Raw genomic sequence first — 18,149 nt, 5'->3', positions numbered from 1 at the left:
CTCCCCTCGTCAGATCAGTGTGCTATGATTTTGTTCATTTTAGGTCATAAATATTGACCTGTATAGTCTTTATCCACTGAAACCTAAGGATTTCAAGGTTTGAATGTGGAAGTTGTTACCTATTTCATATAGGCAGTCCGAAAGAAAACGAAAGTTGCGGCGATGGATTGGGACAAGCTTAGAATATTTCACGCGGTGGCGGACGCAGGCAGTCTGACTCATGCGGGCGACAGGCTTAACCTGTCACAATCGGCAGTCAGCCGGCAAATCAGAGCGCTGGAAGAATCGCTTGATTCGACCCTGTTCCACCGCCATGCCCGCGGCCTGATCCTGACCGAACAGGGTGAGTTGCTTTTTGATGCAACCTCAGCAATGTCCAAACGTCTGGACGCCGCCGCCGCACGCATCCGCGACAGCGAGGAAGAGGTGTTCGGCGTCCTGCGCGTCACCACGACGTTTGGGTTTGGCACCCTATGGCTCGCCCCGCGCCTGCCCAAGCTCTATGAACAGTACCCGGACCTGAACATTGATCTGATGCTGGAAGAACGTGTGCTGGATCTACCCATGCGCGAGGCGGACGTTGCCATCCGGATGAAAGAGCCCAGCCAGGCCGATCTGGTGCGCAAGCGGTTGATGACTGTTCAGATGCTACTTTATGCAACGCCGGAATATCTGGGCGAAAGCGGACAGTTGGAGTCACTTGAGGATATCTCGAAACACAGGTTGATCTGCCAAACCCCGTCCGCGCCGCAGGTGGGGGCCAGCGCATCGATGGTTCGGCATTTGATGACCTACAATCCCAAATCACTGCTGACGGTGAACAACTATTTTGGCGTATTACAGGGCGTTCTGCACAATCTGGGCATCGGATTGCTGCCAGATTACGTCACCCAGGATTTCCCGCACCTGTTGCCGATCCTGTCGGATATAGAAACCGCAGACGTGCCTGTGTACCTCGCCTACCCCGAGGAACTTCGTCATTCCAAACGCGTCGCTGCCTTCCGGGATTTCGTACAGGATGAAATCATCGCTCAACGTAAGCAGCTGAAGCAAATGGGAAAACTCTAGCTATGCAGCGAGGTCATAGCGGGAATGTCCAAGGATCAGCCTGAAACATCTTGATCGTTCACAAACTGATCACTAAATGAGCATTCGAAGGCGGTGATGCTGTAACGCTCATCATCTTCATACCTCCCTGTTGGACTACGGCCGAGCTTTATGCTCGGCCTTTTTTTTGCCCATTCGCATCAGACCCATCGCCGAGTGGCAAAACATCTGGGAAAGTCCGGCACTTAGACCTATGATCAAAAAAAAATCACTAAGACTTGTGTTCGAGGACAGATTCGATGATTCACCCAATTCGCTTGTTGATGGCGATCCTTTCGATTGTTTTTCTTTCGGGGCCTCTGTCCGCGCAGCAAGCCACGTCTGGCGGTTCAACTGCAACCACAACCATCCCCAATGATCTGACCCCGGAACAAGTGGACGACATGGTCGCCCGTATGTCCGACGACCAGGTCCGAGCGATCTTGCTGGAGCGTCTAGACGCGGTCGCGGAAAAAAACGCCGCCGAAGCCGAAGAACGCGAAGACCCAATCACAGAAATCAATGAGATTTGGGCCGAAATGGTGGCGTCGTGGACTCAGGTTATCGTCACGGTCCCGAACATTTTCAGTGCACAAGCCGATGCTTTCAAAAACTTTTCAACAACCTTTGGTACAACCGGCGCATTTACCCTTTTGGGCCTGATCCTCAGTGTGCTTGTCGTCGGCTTCCTAGCCGAAAAGCTATTCGAATTCCTCACTCGACGGTGGCACGAACATGCAGACGTCGGGGATGAAAATGACCTTTGGGGCGCCGTCAGATACCTGTTTCGCCGATTTTGCCGCGAAATCGCAGGTTTGGTCGTGTTTTATGTCGTCATCCGCGCGGTCGGGCGTGGGCTTCTGACTCCGGAACAAATCACCTACGCAGCACCATTCGTTTTCTACCTGATCTGGATTCCACGTTTGGGTGCAGCGGCCTCGCGGTTCGTACTGGCACCAAGCAAACCTCACTACCGGCTGGTAAACACCGATGATCACTGGGCGAAATACTTGCACCGCAACCTGATCGGTCTACTTATTTTGGTGGGTTTCACGCTGTTCCTGCTGCATTTCAACAGGCTGAATGGCATTACCAGTGGCGAAACTCGCATTGGTTTCTGGTTAAACGCATCGATACACATCTACATCGGCGTGATCGCGTGGACAGCGCGCGAAGGCCTGTCTCAGATGATGCTGGGTACCGACCCTGATCACTCCAAATTTGACGAGGAAGTCGCTCAGTACTACCCTTACTTCGCAATCGGTGTGTCGGCGGTAATCTGGCTGCTGGTCGAGTTTATTGTAGCTCAACGCAATCCTTCGTCTTTGGCGCTGCTCGTCAATGGTGCGCATTTCACCACCATGGCTTGGCTGCTGATCGCGCCCGCTCTGGATACGCTGATACGTGGGCTGGTTGGCCATCTTCAACCGCCGATGCTCGGCGAAGGCCCCGTGGCCGAGCGCGCATATAAGTCCACCAAGCGCAGCTATATCCGGATCGGACGGGTGTTGGCAGGTATTCTTGTCATTCTGATGATCGCCCGGGCATGGGATCTCGACCTCAGTGAAATTGCAGGCGGTGGAGATGAGTCCGGCAGCAAGATCATTCAGTTCTTCATCATCATTGCGGTTGGCTACATCCTGAACGAAGTCGTTTCGCTGTGGATCAACCGTCGCCTTGCTAAAGAGCAAACTGCGGTTGAACAAAGTGCCGATCAAGAAGCGGGCGAAGGCGGCGGCTCCGGTGGATCACGTCTGGCGACGGTTCTGCCCCTTCTGCGCGTGACTGCTCAGGTCGCGATTGCGGTGATCTTTGTCCTGCTCGCGCTTGGTGCGCTGGGGCTTGATATCACGCCGCTGCTGGCTGGTGCCGGTATTCTTGGCCTGGCCATCGGCTTTGGTGCGCAAAAGCTGGTCTCGGATATTGTCGGCGGAATCTTCTTCCTGATCGACGATGCGTTCCGAGTTGGTGAATATGTCGATATTGGCGGCACCATGGGTACGGTCGAAAAAATCTCGATCCGCTCGATGCAACTGCGCCACCACCGCGGGCTGGTTCATACCATCCCATATGGTGAGATTCAGAAGATCACCAACTTCAGCCGCGACTGGGTCATCATGAAGCTGAAATTCACCGTGCCCTTCGATACCGATCCGAACAAGGTGAAGAAGATCTTCAAGAAGATTGGTGCTGAGATGATGGAGGACGAGGTTCACAAAGACGGCTTCCTGCAGCCCTTCAAATCTCAGGGCGTGTTCGACTTTGACGATGTCGGCATGATCATCCGCGGCAAGTTCATGGCCAAACCGGGCAAGCAGTTCACCCTGCGCAAAGAGATCTTCAACCGGGTCAAGGCCGCCTTCAAGGAAAACGGTATCGACTTTGCTCGTCGCGAAGTTCGCGTTGCGATCCCGGGGTTGGAAGACGCTGAAAACCTGACCGAAGAACAAAAAGCAGCAGTTGGCGCTGCGGCTGCAGATGCGTCCCGAAAGGCGCAGAACCCAGCTTAACGATAACGGATCATCCGCTGATGCGTCAGCGGGTGACACCCGCACGTTCCAAACAACAGACGGAACCGGCCCAATCGCCGGTTCCGTTTTTTACTTTCACAGCTGGCCTGCGCTGACTTGACCCTTTCCACAAGCGGCACCTTGCCCTAAAAGGCCCGCAATCCCGGCCAACCTGGACAAGGACACACGATGCAAGAGCCCGCCATCACCTCGGATCTGATTGCCGCACACGGGCTGAAGCCCGACGAATACGATATGATCCTCGGGATCATCGGGCGCGAGCCGACTTTTACCGAACTCGGCATCTTTTCGGCCATGTGGAATGAACATTGCTCCTACAAATCTTCAAAGAAATGGCTGCGGACTTTGCCAACCTCTGGCTCTCAAGTCATCTGTGGCCCTGGTGAAAACGCAGGCGTGGTAGATATCGGCGACGGCCAGGCGGTTGTCTTCAAAATGGAGAGCCACAATCACCCGTCCTATATCGAGCCTTATCAAGGCGCGGCAACGGGAGTTGGCGGCATCCTGCGCGACGTCTTCACCATGGGTGCGCGGCCCATCGCCTCAATGAACGCGTTGTCCTTTGGCGAACCGGGCCACCACAAAACCCGGCAATTGGTCAATGGCGTGGTCGAAGGCATCGGCGGCTATGGCAACTGTTTCGGCGTGCCCTGCGTCGGTGGCGAAGTGCGGTTCCACCCAGCGTATAACGGCAATTGCCTTGTAAATGCGTTTGCGGCAGGCTTGGCTGACAGCGACAAGATTTTCTATTCGGCTGCCTCCGGCGTCGGAATGCCCGTTGTCTATTTGGGTGCCAAGACCGGTCGCGACGGTGTCGGTGGTGCAACCATGGCTTCGGCAGAATTTGACGACACTATCGAAGAAAAGCGCCCCACTGTTCAGGTTGGTGACCCCTTCACTGAAAAGCGTCTGATGGAAGCGACACTGGAGCTGATGCAGACCGGCGCCGTGATCTCAATCCAGGACATGGGCGCGGCGGGCCTGACCTGTTCCGCTGTCGAAATGGGCGACAAAGGCGGTCTGGGCGTGCGTCTTGATCTGGAGAACGTCCCCCAGCGCGAAGACAACATGACCGCCTATGAGATGATGCTGTCGGAATCGCAGGAACGAATGCTGATGGTTCTGAAGCCCGAGCTTGAGGCCGAGGCCCGTGCCGTGTTCGAAAAATGGGATCTGGATTTTGCGATCGTCGGAGAAACCATTGCCGAGGATCGCTTCCTGATCGTCCATAACGGCGAGGTCAAAGCCGATCTGGTTCTGTCCAAACTGTCCTCAACCGCGCCTGAATACGACCGCCCGTGGGAGCCGACGCCGGAGGCCGATGAACTGGCCGAAGTGCCTCAGATAGATCCGATTGACGGGTTGCGCGCCCTGCTCGCCTCGCCCAACTACGCTGGCAAGCAGTGGGTGTACGAACAATATGACACCATGGTCATGGCCGACAGCGCGCGCACACCCGGTCTGGGTGCCGGTATGGTCCGCGTGCATGGCACCGACAAGGCGCTGGCTTTCACCAGCGATGTCACCCCGCGCTATGTCCGCGCCAATCCCGTTGAGGGTGGCAAACAAGCGGTGGCCGAGGCGTATCGAAACCTGATTGCCGTCGGCGCCAAACCTCTGGCCACCACCGACAACCTGAACTTCGGCAACCCCGAAAAGCCCGAGATCATGGGCCAGTTCGTCGGAGCGATCAAAGGCATCGGTGCCGCAGTTGAAGCATTGGATATGCCGATCGTTTCCGGCAACGTCTCGCTGTATAACGAGACCGACGGTCAAGCGATCCTGCCCACGCCGACCATTGGCGCGGTAGGCCTGCTGACCCACACCGATGAGATCATCGGCAATGAGGTCCGCGAGGGCCACGTCGCACTGGTGATCGGCGATACCAGCGGTCATCTAGGTCAATCCGCACTGCTGGCTGAGGTTTTCAACCGCGAAGACGGTGACGCGCCGTATGTCGATCTGGACGCGGAAAAGCGCAACGGTGACTTCATCAGCGCCAACCGCGATATGATCAAAGCCTGTACTGATCTGGGCGACGGTGGCCTTGCTCTGGCTGCATTCGAGCTGGCCGAAGCCGCCGGGGTTGGTGTCTGTCTGGACGATGCCCCGACAGAGTTCCTGTTTGGTGAGGATCAGGCGCGCTATCTAGTCGCCTGCAACTTTGATCAGGCTGAGGCGCTGATGATCGCCGCGGGTCAGGCGGGTGTTCCGCTGGTCTCGGTCGGGCGGTTCACAGGCGACAACGTCTGCATCGGTACCTCCGAGGCTCCGCTGGAGGAGATGACAGCGACATTCCGCACCAGTTTTGCCGAAGCCGTCGCCTGACATCAAAAGTAAAGTGTCTGGAAACCTGCGCCTTCACCGGTGCAGGTTTTGTCGTTTCAAGGAGCCTATCTGACCCTTGCACGCCCCGGCCCGGCGCTCTACATCTTGGGAAAGACCTTCAGGAGAAACCTACATGCCGATGAGCGCCAACGATATCGAACACCTGCTGCGCGAAGCCTTTCCAGATGCGGAGATTCAGGTTGGCGGCAGTGACGGTGTGCACATGTCCGCCATGGTCGTGGACGAAAGCTTTCGCGGGAAAAACCGGGTGCAACAGCAACGTGCGGTCTATGCGGCATTGAAGGGTAAGATGGATGGCCCGGCTGGCGAATTGCATGCATTGGCGTTGACAACGAAAGTGCCTGAATGACGTTCACTGCTTGGATACATACAGTTTCCGGGGTGATTACGTGTATTGGTATCGTACTCATCATCAAATCGACGTTTGGTAAAAAACGCTATTTAACTAAACGCGGAACAACACCCAGCCAAAACGCTACATTCGTAGCATCAAGCTATAACGGTCTGAATAGCGATCAAGGACAAGCTGGCCCATTACCAAGAGATCCTCATGAATACGCCAAAGCCATGGCCCCAAAAGAATGAATGGTTGGCTGTTCTGGATAGCAGCAATCGCAGCATTGATAGTTGCCGCCGCGTTGATCGAAGCCTATGTGAAGCGCAACAGAAAACGAAAACTGGCTGACATGCGTCCAGACCCGGACAAAATCAGCAAAGTCGACGGCATTGATAGATATGGGCTGAATCCGCTGGCTTTGGCGCAGGCTGAACATCGGCGGCTAGAGGAAGAAGGATGGGCCAACAACCCGTCACAAGAGGAAACGACCGCCCCGGATTCGGGTGAAAAGGATATGCAAGATGACCGACGTTAAAACGCAGATCGACGAAACCGTCAAAGCCAATACCGTGGTGCTGTATATGAAAGGCACCAAAGAGATGCCGCAATGCGGGTTTTCTTCGCGCGTGGCCGGTGTGCTGAACTATATGGGCGTGGATTTTGCAGATGTGAATGTCCTGGCTGACGAGGACCTGCGTCAGGGTATCAAGGATTATTCCGATTGGCCAACAGTGCCGCAGCTTTATGTCAAAGGCGAGTTTGTCGGCGGATGCGACATCATCACCGAAATGACCCTGTCTGGCGAACTGGATACTCTTTTTGAAGAGAACGGTGTCGGCTATGACAAGGAAGCAGCCGACAAAATCCGCGAAGCAAACGCCTGATCAACGGCTGACGCAGTTTTCCAAAATGACCTGCTCACTGGCGGCATCCGCATCTGTCGCCAGAAAGCTCACCGTCGCATCCCAGCCTTTGGATCGCAGGACATACGTCCCTACCCCGCCTTCGGATTCATAGCGAATTCCTGATCCGCTTTGAGCTTGGCGCAACGTGACCAGCTGATTATCAACTATCATCGCAGCCGCGCTGGACCCGTCCTGGGCGTTGAAATAGGCAATTTCCAAAGGTACGTCATTGTCGCAGGTGAAAGTGACCGGCAAAATGTCGATCTGGGCCAAGGCCACCGTGGCGGAACATACGAGAGCCGCAGCATAAGCGACAGTTTTCAGAGTGTTCATGTGGCAGAGCTTTCCTCAATCACAGAGGCCAAAGCCTCGGCCCGTGCAGCCAATTCTGCCAGCGTATCAGTCACGGACGGCGGTACAACGGCCACTTCGATCCTCTCGGGTTCGGGCTGAGGCATGTTGCGCAGGGACTGTAACTCGGCCTCGACCGCAGTCAGTTTGGCCTCAAGCGACTTAAACTTGTCATCGGTTCCGGCAACTTTGTCGGCAAGCATCAGACCCGCCATCAGTAGCATCCGTGATTCCGGCATCCGGCCGATCTGATCGGACAGGACTTGCGCTTCGTCATCCAGCATCTTCGCGGCTGATTGCAGAAAGACCTCTTCGCCTTCCTGGCACGACACGTCAAAACCACGACCGCCGATTTGAATTGTTAATTCAGGCATTATTCTACCTCTCCCTCGGCCAGTCTCGCTTGTGACAACAACGGCTCCAACCGGGCTAGCACAGCGTGCGCCTCGGCGGCATCCGTCGCCTGAGCCGCGCGTGTTGCCTCAAGCTCGGCCACTGTCGCGCGGTTAAGAAGCTCGGCATCCGGAACGCCGTCTTCGGCTGCAGCCCGCAGTTCATCCACCGATTTGCGCAGCTGATCGTTTGCCTTGCGCATGCGCTGCAAATCATCATCAAGGCGCGACATCGCCGCTCCATGGCTTGAGCGTTCGGCGCGCAACATCTCAAGCTCAGCGCTCAGTTCGGCCACGCGTTCGCTGTCGGCAAGCTCGGATTTCAGGCGGTTGTTTTCGGCCTGCAACTCCTGTGTGCTGTTTGCGGCAGCCACCAGCTTTGTGTTTTCCGCCTTCAGCGCTTCCAACTCGTCCTGGTTTTCCAGTGCGGCCTTGGCCTCGGCCAGCTCGGCCCGGGCTGCCTCAACCGAGGTCAGCCGTGCGGTAGCCTCAGCAAGCTGTTCGCGCAACGCGCCTTTTTCCGGGTCTTCAGTTGGGACGTTTCGCAGACTTTCCATATCGGCGCGCATCGCGTCGACTTCCTGCTGATGACGGTCCTTCAGCGTCGTTAACCGTTCTTCCAGCTGTGCATTGGCGACGCGTTCATCATCCAAAGCTGCGCGTATTGCGTCGTCCTGGCCGCCGCTGGGTGGTGCAACATTCCGCAACACCTCGACGCCGGTACCGATCCGTTCCATCGCGGCAACAATACGGCGCTGTAGTTCTTCGATCTGGCTCATGCCCCTGCCACCTCTTGATCAAGGTTCCTTGTCTCGCGGAGTGTCCGAATCAACATTTCCGCGCGCTTGCCCCAGTCTAACCCAACGGGGCGGAAAATACCCACTGTTTGCTTTCAACAGCTTGGACCGTTTTCTTTAACCAATTGCCAGCCGCAAAACCCAGTTCTGCTTGCACTTTGGGGGCTGAATGGTATTGAGCGCCCCATCTGCCTGTAATCCAAAGGAACAACGCCCGTGGACCTGACTGCGCTGCGCAATGCCAACCCCGAACACTGGGACAAGGCGGCCGCCATCCGCACCCTGACCCTTGACGCCGTCGCCGCCGCCAATTCCGGCCATTCCGGTATGCCGATGGGCATGGCCGATGTTGCGACTGTCCTGTTTGAAAAGCACCTCAAATTCGACGCCTCGGCCCCGAACTGGCCTGACCGCGATCGGTTTATCCTGTCGGCGGGCCATGGCTCGATGCTGGTGTATTCGCTGCTATACCTGACGGGCAATGCCGATGTAACACTGGATGAAATCAAGAATTTCCGCCAGTTGGGCGCAAAGACTGCAGGCCACCCCGAAAACTTCCTGGTTGACGGGATCGAGACGACCACTGGCCCGTTGGGTCAGGGTATCTCGAACGCTGTTGGCTTTGCCATGGCCGAGGAAATTCAGCGCGCGCAATACGGCAAGAAGATCGTCGATCACTATACTTATGTAATCGCCGGCGACGGCTGCCTTATGGAGGGTGTCAGCCAAGAGGCCATCACACTGGCTGGTCGACACGAGTTGAGCAAGCTGATCGTCTTCTGGGACAACAACAATATCACCATCGACGGCACAGTCGACATCGCCGACCGCACTGATCAGGTGCGCCGTTTTACAGCGTCAGGCTGGCATGTGATTGAGATTGACGGACACGATCCCAAAGCCATCGATGCAGCCATCGTGCAGGCAAAAGAATCCAACAAGCCGACGATGATTGCGTGCGAAAGCCACATTGCGTTGGGTCACGCGGCACAGGATACGTCGAAAGGCCACGGCGCCTTGACCGATCAGGGGCAGCTGAAAGCTGCGAAAGACGGTTACGGCTGGCCACATGACGCCTTCGAAATCCCGGCCGATGTGAAATCTGCCTGGGAGGCCATCGGGGCCCGTGGCGCCTCTGATCGCGCCGAATGGGAAGAGCGTTTTGCAACCATATCCGACCGCAAACAGGCCGAGTTCAACCGCGCCTATGCGTTCGAGGCCCCCAAAAAGCTGGCTGGGGCGATCCGTACCTTTAAAAAACTGATGTCGGAAGATCAGCCAAAACTGGCGACCCGCGCGGCGTCTGAGAAGGTTCTGAACGTCGTGAACCCGATCATGCCCGAGACCGTCGGCGGCTCGGCCGATCTGACTGGATCGAACAACACCAAATCCGCCGATATGGGCGTGTTCCTACCGGAAAACCGCAAGGGCCGTTACATCCACTACGGGATCCGTGAACACGGCATGGCCGCCGCGATGAACGGCATGGCACTGCACGGCGGCATCCGCCCCTATGGTGGCACGTTCATGGCTTTCACCGACTATGCCCGCCCGTCCATGCGGTTGGCGGCGCTGATGAAAGTGCCCACCGTTTTCGTCATGACCCATGACTCGATCGGCTTGGGCGAAGACGGCCCGACCCACCAGCCGGTTGAACATCTGGCCATTTCGCGCGCGACGCCAAATACACTTGTGTTTCGCCCCGCCGATGTGATTGAGACCGCCGAAGCCTGGGAATTGGCACTGACTATCAAAGACTGCCCTTCGGTCCTGTCACTAACCCGTCAGGGCGTTCCAACGGTACGTACGGACCACAAGGCCAAAAACTTGACCGCTCAGGGCGCATACGTTCTGGCTGATGCTGAAAGCAAGCGTCAGGCCATCCTGATTGCCACCGGGTCCGAAGTTTCGCTGGCGATGGAAGCCAAGGCCATGCTCGAGGCGGAGGGTATTGGCACCCGCGTCGTCTCTATGCCCTGTATGGAACTTTTCGCGCAGCAGGACGAAGCCTATCGCAAACGCGTACTGCCCGGCGGACCCGTTCGTGTCGGCATCGAGGCTGCAGTCCGCGCCGGAGGCTGGGATCGCTGGCTGCTGGGCGAACGCGGCCGCGAAGCCAAGGCAGGCTTTATTGGCATGTCCGGCTTTGGAGCCTCGGCACCCGCGGGTGAACTGTACAAACACTTCGGCATCACCGCCGAGGCGACAGTTGCCAAGGTCAGGGGATTACTGGGCTGATCCAGCATTTTGACAGAAAAGAAACGGGAGGCGCTCGTCAGAGCGCCCCTTTTCATTTCAAAGGTACGAAGTCTGAATGTCAGCAATGCGGGACAAAGCTGACTTCTTTCGGACCGGATAAATCAAATAAAAGGGGGTCACACTGGAAACTCTACTTCTTTCTGAACCACGCCACATCGCAACTAACTTCATTGAGCCGCCTGGCGCTCTTTTTCCGGCCAGAATTCATCCACCACGAAATATGCGATGATTACAAAGAAAGCGGCGCTGGCAACTTGTAAAACTCGAGTGATGCTCTTGACGTCAGCCTCGTCTGAAAACGGTGCAACCGACCCGCCGTATACAATCAGAGCCGTTGTAATAGCGGAGCCGGCAGCGGCGGCGAGCGGAACTTGAGATTTTCCAAGTGCTCCGAGTGTCAGGCAAAAGAAAAAACACAGCAAAATGGGCGTCAGAATAACCGGAGCTATTACGTTTATCTCATAGCAAATGATGGATACTGCCGCCCCAAGCAGATTTGCCGTCAGCATAGCTTTTGCAACCGTTTTACCCGCGGCAGGCATCGCCGCAAGTTGCTGGCTCAGGAGCGCGACAAAGAACAGAACCAGTAATGCAGACGCGCCGGAAACAAAAAAAGCCATAGCAAACGGCACTGTGACAAGAGACATTCTGACAATTCGGCGATGTGGGTCGAAACTCGGCGGCGCTGCAGCTTTTTTTTGAGCCGCCGTTTGAGGTTCTGCGGGTATCAACACGAACATCAGTGTCGATACGAAGCCTGCGAACAGCAGGTTCAACGGTATCCAATACACGAGCACCAAAGCCAGGTCCTGTGATTGCAGAACCAGGTTCGGAATCATCAATGCGCCCATGAGAGCTATGACACCGGGTAAAACTCCGGCACCCGAAACTGACCACATGAAAGACAGGATTATTCCAATCGCCACCAGCATCAGAAATACAAGCGGATATGGTGAGAAGATTGACGACAACAGGAACGAAATGACCATCAACCCAATAGAGAAGACAAAAAGCTTAGCAAATGCTGTTAAAGGCAATGCGGCGGGCGCCTGCAAAAACAGTGCGGCAAACACCGCCCCAACGACGGCAAGCGGCCACCCAAGAAATAGGCCCAATGAAAAGACGCCGGTAACACCCAACGCAAGCCGGGCGACAGAGCGTTGGTCCTCAGTACGCATAGGACAGAATTGAAACCACACGGATGTAGGTACGGCCCACGAGGTTCAGCAACGAGTTGTCGCTTAAGTACATGATCACATCGGCTTGTCCATTCAGCTGAAAGCGAAGGTCATCTTCGGTGCTTCCGGCTTCATAGCCGGGTAAAACGATCCTGACTGGGAATCTCTCAGGCTCTCGTAAAAAACCTTTGGTGCTTGGCGGGCTCGCCAATTGCCCGGGCACATCACCGCCGCTTAGGGAAACCGCCGAACTAAAGCTCTCAATAACACCCGGAACAATCTGACCTGGATGCATATCCAACACCACGTCAACCGGAGACCCTATCGAGGCTCTTCCTAGGTTGTTCTCAGTAAAATACGCCTCGATCCAGACGTCAGTTGCGTCCAGAAACGTCAATAGATTCTGACCGGATCGAGCATACGTCCCGGGCGCTATTAGTAGATTGGAAATGACGCCCGTCGCCGGAGCGCGTAGTTCGCTCCATTCAAGGTTCAGTTCCGCATCCGCCAGAGCGGCCAGAGCGCGCTGGATTTTCGGGTTTTCAATCCCGTCGTCACCTAGTCTCTGTTTTGCTTTTTCCAGATCCGCTTTTGCGTTCTCATAGTTTGCCTCAGACTCTGCCAGTTGCCCTCGTGCATCATCGGCCTTTGAGACGGCAACCAACCCTTTCTTTTCGAGCGCAAATACACGTTCCGTTTGAATGCGCATTGTATCCAGATCGCTTTGCGATCTTGCCAGTTTGGCTTGTGCCGCTCTTACCTCTGCCGAAGATGCGCCCACTTCCTGAGTGGCTGCCTCGAGGTCAGCTTCCGCCTTGTCGCGCTGAATCTCGTAGGATCGAGAGTCGATCCGGACGAGGACATCTCCGGCCGAGACTATCTGACCATTTTCGACCAAGACTTCAGTTACAGTTCCTGTCACCTGGGGGACGATCTGGGTCGCCACGGCTTTTACTCTGGCGTTTCCGGTAAATGGCGTTTTCCGATCAGCGACCAGGTACCAGACAAGAAAAATCAGAATGACAGCCAGGGTTGTCCATATCGTCTTCCTCATTTCGCCGCACCTTCAACAGCACCCTCAGCTTCGGGCGAGGTATCAATCCAAACCTTGAACAGCTCATAGAAGACCGCGAAGAGAACCGGCCCCATAAAGACGCCGATCAAACCGTACGCCATCATACCTCCGAGAACACCGATGAGGATGACTAACATGGGAGTCTCAAGGCCTTTTGAAATGAACACGGGTCTCAGGAAACTGTCCATTATCATGACGGGAACGGCCAGTATGGTGAAGATCAAAGCAGTGCCACCGGACATAGAACTCCACGCGTATATAATTACCGGTATGAGAACCAATCCGGGCCCGATTTGGATAATCGAGAGTATCAGGCAGACAAATGCTAGCGTGGCGGCCGAAGAAATCCCAAACAAAGCCAATAGTATCCAAACGCAGACCGCCTGAATGGCCGCTACGCCAATCACGCCTTTTGTCACGTTCCGAATTGTTGCACCTGCCAGTGTTATGAATTCTCCACCGCGCGGAGCGAAAACACGGTTGGCAAAGCGCTGAAGACCCTGGACCAAACTTGGCCCGGGGCTGAACAAAGCCCCCATAATCAATACGGACAGAGCTAAGCCAAGCAGCCCTATTCCGATGCCCAGCACCTTTCCGAAGAGCGATTTGGTGATCTCAAGGATTTGCGTGCCATACTTTGCAAGCGCGCCGTCAAGATTGCGCTCGAACATTCCCCAGACTTCGGCAATTTTGTCTCCCACTAAGGGCAATTCCTTTAGGCCCTCGGGCGCAGGTGGGACTTTCAACTCACCCTTGTCTGCTTGTTCCGCGAATTCAGACCCAAGTTCTGCGGCACCAGACACCGCCGTAGCGACAGGCCCGAGGGTCAGAACAAGGCCCAACAAAACCAAGATCGTCGTGGCAAGTTTTTTCCGCCCTCCCAGCTTGGATTGCAGCCAATCAAATGCCGGGTACAGCGCCACACAGAGGATCATTGCCCAGATAACCACGCTCGCAAGCGGGGCCACCATGACCAGGGCGCTGTAGAGGAATAGTCCTAGAAAGAGCAATCGTATTGCCAGATCGACGATCTTCGCGTCCTGAGTCTTTTCCATTCCATCCCTCCGTGTTTTTTGAATATTACACTCAAAAAACATAATATGTATATTTTTTGAGTTTTGATGATCATCTATCAGCTTGAAGACGCAAATGAATCTGGATCACGGCTTGAGGTGCACAGGCAGACTTATGCCTATGCACGAACTCGGCTTGGCTCAATTGAGTGTGATCTCTTAGTCCGCTTTTTTGTCGTCTTGGGACAAGATTGTATCTGCCACTGTCGTCGCTGCGGTTACGAAGACACCGAGACCCACGATGATGTATACCATTGTGAAAATCTTCCCTGCCGCAGTCTCAGGTGAGAAGTCACCAAACCCCACGGTCGAAATGGTCACGACAGAAAAGTAGATTGAGTCGAGCCAACTCCAACCTTCGACAAAGTGATAAAAGACCGAGGCCCATAAAATCATTCCAACTGTGAAGGCAAGAATGCCTTTCACTCTACCGTCCTTGAAAGCGACGCCTATCCCACGTGTTATTCTGGTTAGTGAATTCATCATGCCCTCATCGTTTGATGCATTCACACATAGCAGTAATTAGATAAATTTGGAAAATCGGAGGAACCTGGCTGCCTGTCGGTTGAAGCTTACGTCGTGCCGCTATGTTCAAAGCTCATGCAGCGCATCCGTTTTGGCTAGTAAAACTCTCTTCGAGCCAGCCGTTTAGTAACCGGGCGCGCAACACTAGCCGTACGTTTGTCATTTACCCGCTTCTTGGCGGCTCGACTAAACAGGCGAGAATATCACCTATATGGTCAAGATCATTCAGATTTCAGATCATTTACCGACCATATATTCCATTAACTTAATGATTAAATGGTCTAGGCTGCCCATTGGATGAATCGGAATTTTAGGAGAAGAACGTGCGATACGTTGCAAAAGGTATTTTGATTTGTTGCGCTGTCGCGATTGTCGCTGTGTTTGCAGCTTGGCTTTTCCTGTCTTCTGCGTTGTTTTCCTCGGTCAGGGCTGCTTTCGTCGAAAATCTGATCTCTAAGAAACTTGGCCATGAGGTTAGAATTGAAGATGAAGTGCGTCTGGGTATTGGCCGGCAATTGCAGGTGTCAGCGGCAGGGCTGGAATTACCCGGATCTCCGAATGCTGATGTGAAACTTGCAGCAATCGATGAGATCGAGTTTGAAGTTTCCGCGCGCGACCTTTGGAGCAGTAAACTGTCACTGAGTGGTCTTTCACTCTCAGGTGTTCATCTGAACCTAATCACAGACAAAGACGGCTTCGGAAACTGGCAGTCCATTTCCCAAACGGAAGCTGAAGCCGGGAAACCTGCGAATTCCCCGACGCCGCTGTTGGCCGGAATTCTAACGGACCAAAGAATTCACCTGACCGATATTACCGTTCTTTACCAGAACGACCTAAATGGACTTGAGCTAGATCTGCAGCTTCCTGAACTGCTCTTAAAGCGTAATACGGAAACCGATGTTGCGACGGCAATCGGGGCCGGTTCGCTGAACGGAGAGAGGTTTGATCTGAACGCGACATTCCCCACGGAAGACCCGTTTCGGTTGGCGGTGAACTTCGAACAGATTTCGATTGTTGCCGAGGAAGTTCCTCAAGAGAACGGTCTGCAAGTGGCCACGACCGTAGAGATTGCCGAACTTGGCCAGCTTCTCGATATCCTGAAGCTGAGCCGCGTTTTGGAAGGTACAGGGAATATTGGCGCAACGTTCACATCAGTCGACGGTGTAGCACGAATTGACGACCTATCTGTATTGGCTGAATTGGCCGGCGGACAAAGCCTTTCGTTGACGGGGCAGATCGGGGAATTGGGAAATCCGGAAGACGTATCGCTAACAACCCGAATTAGGTTGTACCCAGAAGATGCGGAACCAGCCCCAGCCGCCTCGCGATATGATCTTAAACTTATCGCAGTCGACATGGTTATCGACAGCGTACCCGGGCAAGTTCCACGGCGGCAAATGGTCATTAAGACCAACGGTTTCACGTTGGACACGTCCGGCGAAGGCCCGCCCCCGATTAAGTTCTCCGAGCTTTCCAGAACACCAGAAGGCGCTATAAAAGTCGGAAACATCAACCTTAGAATTGGGAACCCAGCCGACCCGTTTATCATTTTGAACGGTTCGGTCGATGACGCGCTTCAGTTGCAAGGCATATCAGCAGAAGGCCTAATGGATATACCGGCAAGCAGTTTGATATCGCCAGAATTGTTGGGACCAGACAACCAGCTTGGCAGGTTTTCCGGTGACTTCCATTTGAACGGCGACATCAATCAGCTTTCGCTGACGAATTTGGATGGAAAGACAAGCGATACGGACGTCTGGAACCTTGAGGTGCATGGCACTGTCGAGAATGTACTCAAATTCGAGGACCTGGATTTGGCAATTGATGTCGCAGTTCCATCCGGAGCGGATCTTTTGGAGGCACTATCGCTTGAACGTGTGGCAACCGGGCAGGCTCGCCTTGAAATCAACCTTGTTAGCGAAGGCACTGATTGGAACGCGAGTGCCAATGTTGAGGTCGCCGACTCTATCTTGCAGATTATGGCCGATCTTGATGATGCAACAAGCGACCCGGTGCTGCAGGGTTCCATTGAGAGTGACCTGATAATGATAGATCAGATCCGAACTATCGTTCAGGCTGCCGCTCAGTTGCGGAAATTAGGCGGCCCAAATCCGGAAGAGAAAGAATCTAAGAAAGAAGACGAGGGCAACCAAGGCGCGTTAAGAGATGTAACGCTTAAACCTATCGGGCGCTCAATTCTCTTGTCCGGCATGGATATGGATGTCGACGTTGACCTTCGGCACATCGAAGGAGCCAAGGGCATCAGCAGTTTGCAGAGCGAACTGACGCTCAACGAAAATGAGCTTAAGGCCGGACCTTTGAAGTTTGAATACGGAGGTGCTCATTTCGACGTCAGCGGGCAGATGGATCTTTCGAACGACGCGCATCTACTCACGTTGACCGGCAAAGCGGGCGGCTGGCAGCTGGATGATATTCTTCATGGTCTGAACTTCAAAAAAGGCGCAAGCGGTACGATCTATGCAGATTTTTCGGTGACCGGCAGAACCGATTCAGCCAAGCATTTTGCCAATAGCATGAGCGGCAATGCCACAGTTTCAATGCGTGATGGCTCGATCGAGACCCAGCTTTTAGATCTGGCAGGATTGGGGGTGCTACCTTGGGTGTTTACCAAAGAGAAACAGAAGGTTGCTCCAATTGTATGTTTGCGCGCGCCGATTAGTATTTCAAATGGAAGTATTTCGACGAAACAAACCACATTGGAGACAGATCATGTCCAAGTCGTCGTCTTTGGCGGTGTTAATGTGGCGGGCAAGGTTTTGGACCTAAATCTGCAGCCCCGCAAGATTGGCGAACCTCTTTCGAAGAGCCCCTGGCCCGTGAACTTGAAGGGTCCACTAGCAAAGCCGAAGATCAAGGTCAAAGACGGTCCGAAACGGCTGAAACGATCGGATGGTGCGGACAAAATGCCGGCAAGAAGACAGCTTTGCGTTCCGGATATATTGCAACTGCAATAGCAGTGGAAGCTGTCAGTTAAAGAACAAATCTAGGGTTCAAGAAGGCAGAAGATGCTTCCGAAAAACACCCGTTTTTTCTAAACACTTTGACGAATGCCGACAGCAACGGCTCCGCATTCTGCGCCTAGCTGAACATTGGTCCAAACAGCGCAATTGATGTCTCGGGTCTTAGCAACGCGCTCCAGGTTGTGACCTGCCCCCCGAAACTTCCCTCACCTTAATGTAGAGTTTGCTCAACGTTTCGAAGGAGCAAACAGATGCGAAAGAGTCGTTTCACGGAAGCCCAGATAGTCGGGATGATCAAAGAACAGGAAGC

Annotated in this window: 16 protein-coding genes; 9 read left to right on the top strand and 7 right to left on the bottom strand. The window is 54.4% G+C overall.

The window, feature by feature from the left end; all coding sequences use genetic code 11:
- The first annotated feature begins 162 nt into the window (after positions 1-162).
- The 7 genes from RUM8411_RS17750 to grxD all read left to right on the top strand — a co-directional run bounded on the left by RUM8411_RS17750 (position 163) and on the right by grxD (position 7,187).
- Entirely contained in the window at positions 163-1,068 is a 906-nt protein-coding gene (locus RUM8411_RS17750; RefSeq protein WP_085824061.1) for a LysR family transcriptional regulator, read from the top strand.
- 278 nt (positions 1,069-1,346) lie between these two features.
- A complete protein-coding gene (locus RUM8411_RS17745) occupies positions 1,347-3,596 on the top strand; it encodes a mechanosensitive ion channel family protein (RefSeq protein WP_085824060.1) in 2,250 nt (749 codons plus the stop codon).
- 189 nt (positions 3,597-3,785) lie between these two features.
- Positions 3,786-5,945, top strand: a complete 2,160-nt coding sequence (gene purL, locus RUM8411_RS17740; RefSeq protein WP_085824059.1) for a phosphoribosylformylglycinamidine synthase subunit PurL — start codon at positions 3,786-3,788, stop codon at positions 5,943-5,945.
- Between the two features lie 133 nt (positions 5,946-6,078).
- The gene (locus RUM8411_RS17735; RefSeq protein ID WP_085824058.1) at positions 6,079-6,315 is read left to right on the top strand and encodes a BolA/IbaG family iron-sulfur metabolism protein; all 237 of its coding nucleotides are present in this window, start codon (positions 6,079-6,081) and stop codon (positions 6,313-6,315) included.
- Entirely contained in the window at positions 6,312-6,551 is a 240-nt protein-coding gene (locus tag RUM8411_RS22570) for a hypothetical protein (protein WP_143534932.1), read from the top strand. Before RUM8411_RS17735 ends, RUM8411_RS22570 begins: the two co-directional genes overlap by 4 nt.
- On the top strand, positions 6,548-6,838 hold the full coding sequence (locus tag RUM8411_RS17730; RefSeq protein ID WP_085824057.1) for a hypothetical protein: 291 nt from the start codon (positions 6,548-6,550) through the stop codon (positions 6,836-6,838). Before RUM8411_RS22570 ends, RUM8411_RS17730 begins: the two co-directional genes overlap by 4 nt.
- The gene (gene grxD / locus RUM8411_RS17725) at positions 6,825-7,187 is read left to right on the top strand and encodes a Grx4 family monothiol glutaredoxin (RefSeq protein ID WP_085824056.1); all 363 of its coding nucleotides are present in this window, start codon (positions 6,825-6,827) and stop codon (positions 7,185-7,187) included. Before RUM8411_RS17730 ends, grxD begins: the two co-directional genes overlap by 14 nt.
- Here the strand turns inward: grxD and RUM8411_RS17720 are convergent, their stop codons facing one another.
- Genes RUM8411_RS17720 through RUM8411_RS17710 form a run of 3 tightly spaced genes read right to left on the bottom strand, consistent with a single transcriptional unit; the run spans position 7,188 to position 8,730 of the window.
- On the bottom strand, positions 7,188-7,541 hold the full coding sequence (locus RUM8411_RS17720; protein WP_085824055.1) for an MliC family protein: 354 nt from the start codon (positions 7,539-7,541) through the stop codon (positions 7,188-7,190).
- Positions 7,538-7,933 (bottom strand): cell division protein ZapA, encoded by a 396-nt coding sequence (locus RUM8411_RS17715; protein WP_085824054.1) that lies wholly within the window; start codon positions 7,931-7,933, stop codon positions 7,538-7,540. Before RUM8411_RS17715 ends, RUM8411_RS17720 begins: the two co-directional genes overlap by 4 nt.
- The gene (locus RUM8411_RS17710; RefSeq protein WP_085824053.1) at positions 7,933-8,730 is read right to left on the bottom strand and encodes a hypothetical protein; all 798 of its coding nucleotides are present in this window, start codon (positions 8,728-8,730) and stop codon (positions 7,933-7,935) included. Before RUM8411_RS17710 ends, RUM8411_RS17715 begins: the two co-directional genes overlap by 1 nt.
- A gap of 234 nt (positions 8,731-8,964) precedes the next feature.
- Between RUM8411_RS17710 and tkt the strand changes: the two genes are divergently transcribed.
- Positions 8,965-10,986, top strand: a complete 2,022-nt coding sequence (gene tkt / locus RUM8411_RS17705) for a transketolase (protein WP_085824052.1) — start codon at positions 8,965-8,967, stop codon at positions 10,984-10,986.
- Between the two features lie 188 nt (positions 10,987-11,174).
- On the opposite strand, the gene RUM8411_RS17700 is transcribed toward tkt, so the two are convergent.
- The 4 genes from RUM8411_RS17700 to RUM8411_RS17685 all read right to left on the bottom strand — a co-directional run bounded on the left by RUM8411_RS17700 (position 11,175) and on the right by RUM8411_RS17685 (position 14,759).
- Positions 11,175-12,185, bottom strand: a complete 1,011-nt coding sequence (locus RUM8411_RS17700) for a DUF2955 domain-containing protein (RefSeq protein WP_085824051.1) — start codon at positions 12,183-12,185, stop codon at positions 11,175-11,177.
- On the bottom strand, positions 12,175-13,131 hold the full coding sequence (locus RUM8411_RS17695; protein ID WP_159453925.1) for an HlyD family secretion protein: 957 nt from the start codon (positions 13,129-13,131) through the stop codon (positions 12,175-12,177). The genes RUM8411_RS17700 and RUM8411_RS17695 overlap by 11 nt, the downstream gene beginning before the upstream one ends.
- A gap of 104 nt (positions 13,132-13,235) precedes the next feature.
- Complete coding sequence (locus RUM8411_RS17690; RefSeq protein ID WP_234995286.1) at positions 13,236-14,357, bottom strand: AI-2E family transporter; 1,122 nt, start codon at positions 14,355-14,357, stop codon at positions 13,236-13,238.
- 135 nt (positions 14,358-14,492) lie between these two features.
- Complete coding sequence (locus RUM8411_RS17685; protein WP_234995285.1) at positions 14,493-14,759, bottom strand: potassium channel family protein; 267 nt, start codon at positions 14,757-14,759, stop codon at positions 14,493-14,495.
- A 422-nt stretch (positions 14,760-15,181) separates the two neighbouring features.
- Here RUM8411_RS17685 and RUM8411_RS17680 point away from each other — a divergent pair, with 422 nt between their 5' ends.
- Positions 15,182-17,833, top strand: a complete 2,652-nt coding sequence (locus RUM8411_RS17680; RefSeq protein ID WP_085824047.1) for an AsmA family protein — start codon at positions 15,182-15,184, stop codon at positions 17,831-17,833.
- The last annotated feature ends 316 nt before the right edge of the window (positions 17,834-18,149 follow it).

The organism is Ruegeria meonggei (genome assembly GCF_900172215.1).
Taxonomy (GTDB): Bacteria; Pseudomonadota; Alphaproteobacteria; order Rhodobacterales; family Rhodobacteraceae; genus Ruegeria; species Ruegeria meonggei.
Note: the sequence above shows the minus strand (reverse complement) of the source record. Positions and strands in the feature narration are given on the sequence as shown.

Coding starts and splice junctions, on each gene's coding strand:
- RUM8411_RS17750 (WP_085824061.1), top strand. CDS start 163: ATGGATTGGGACAAGCTTAGAATATTTCACGCGGTGGCGGACGCAGGC.
- RUM8411_RS17745 (WP_085824060.1), top strand. CDS start 1,347: ATGATTCACCCAATTCGCTTGTTGATGGCGATCCTTTCGATTGTTTTT.
- purL (WP_085824059.1), top strand. CDS start 3,786: ATGCAAGAGCCCGCCATCACCTCGGATCTGATTGCCGCACACGGGCTG.
- RUM8411_RS17735 (WP_085824058.1), top strand. CDS start 6,079: ATGCCGATGAGCGCCAACGATATCGAACACCTGCTGCGCGAAGCCTTT.
- RUM8411_RS22570 (WP_143534932.1), top strand. CDS start 6,312: ATGACGTTCACTGCTTGGATACATACAGTTTCCGGGGTGATTACGTGT.
- RUM8411_RS17730 (WP_085824057.1), top strand. CDS start 6,548: ATGAATGGTTGGCTGTTCTGGATAGCAGCAATCGCAGCATTGATAGTT.
- grxD (WP_085824056.1), top strand. CDS start 6,825: ATGACCGACGTTAAAACGCAGATCGACGAAACCGTCAAAGCCAATACC.
- RUM8411_RS17720 (WP_085824055.1), bottom strand. CDS start 7,541: ATGAACACTCTGAAAACTGTCGCTTATGCTGCGGCTCTCGTATGTTCC.
- RUM8411_RS17715 (WP_085824054.1), bottom strand. CDS start 7,933: ATGCCTGAATTAACAATTCAAATCGGCGGTCGTGGTTTTGACGTGTCG.
- RUM8411_RS17710 (WP_085824053.1), bottom strand. CDS start 8,730: ATGAGCCAGATCGAAGAACTACAGCGCCGTATTGTTGCCGCGATGGAA.
- RUM8411_RS17700 (WP_085824051.1), bottom strand. CDS start 12,185: ATGCGTACTGAGGACCAACGCTCTGTCGCCCGGCTTGCGTTGGGTGTT.
- RUM8411_RS17690 (WP_234995286.1), bottom strand. CDS start 14,357: ATGTTTTTTGAGTGTAATATTCAAAAAACACGGAGGGATGGAATGGAA.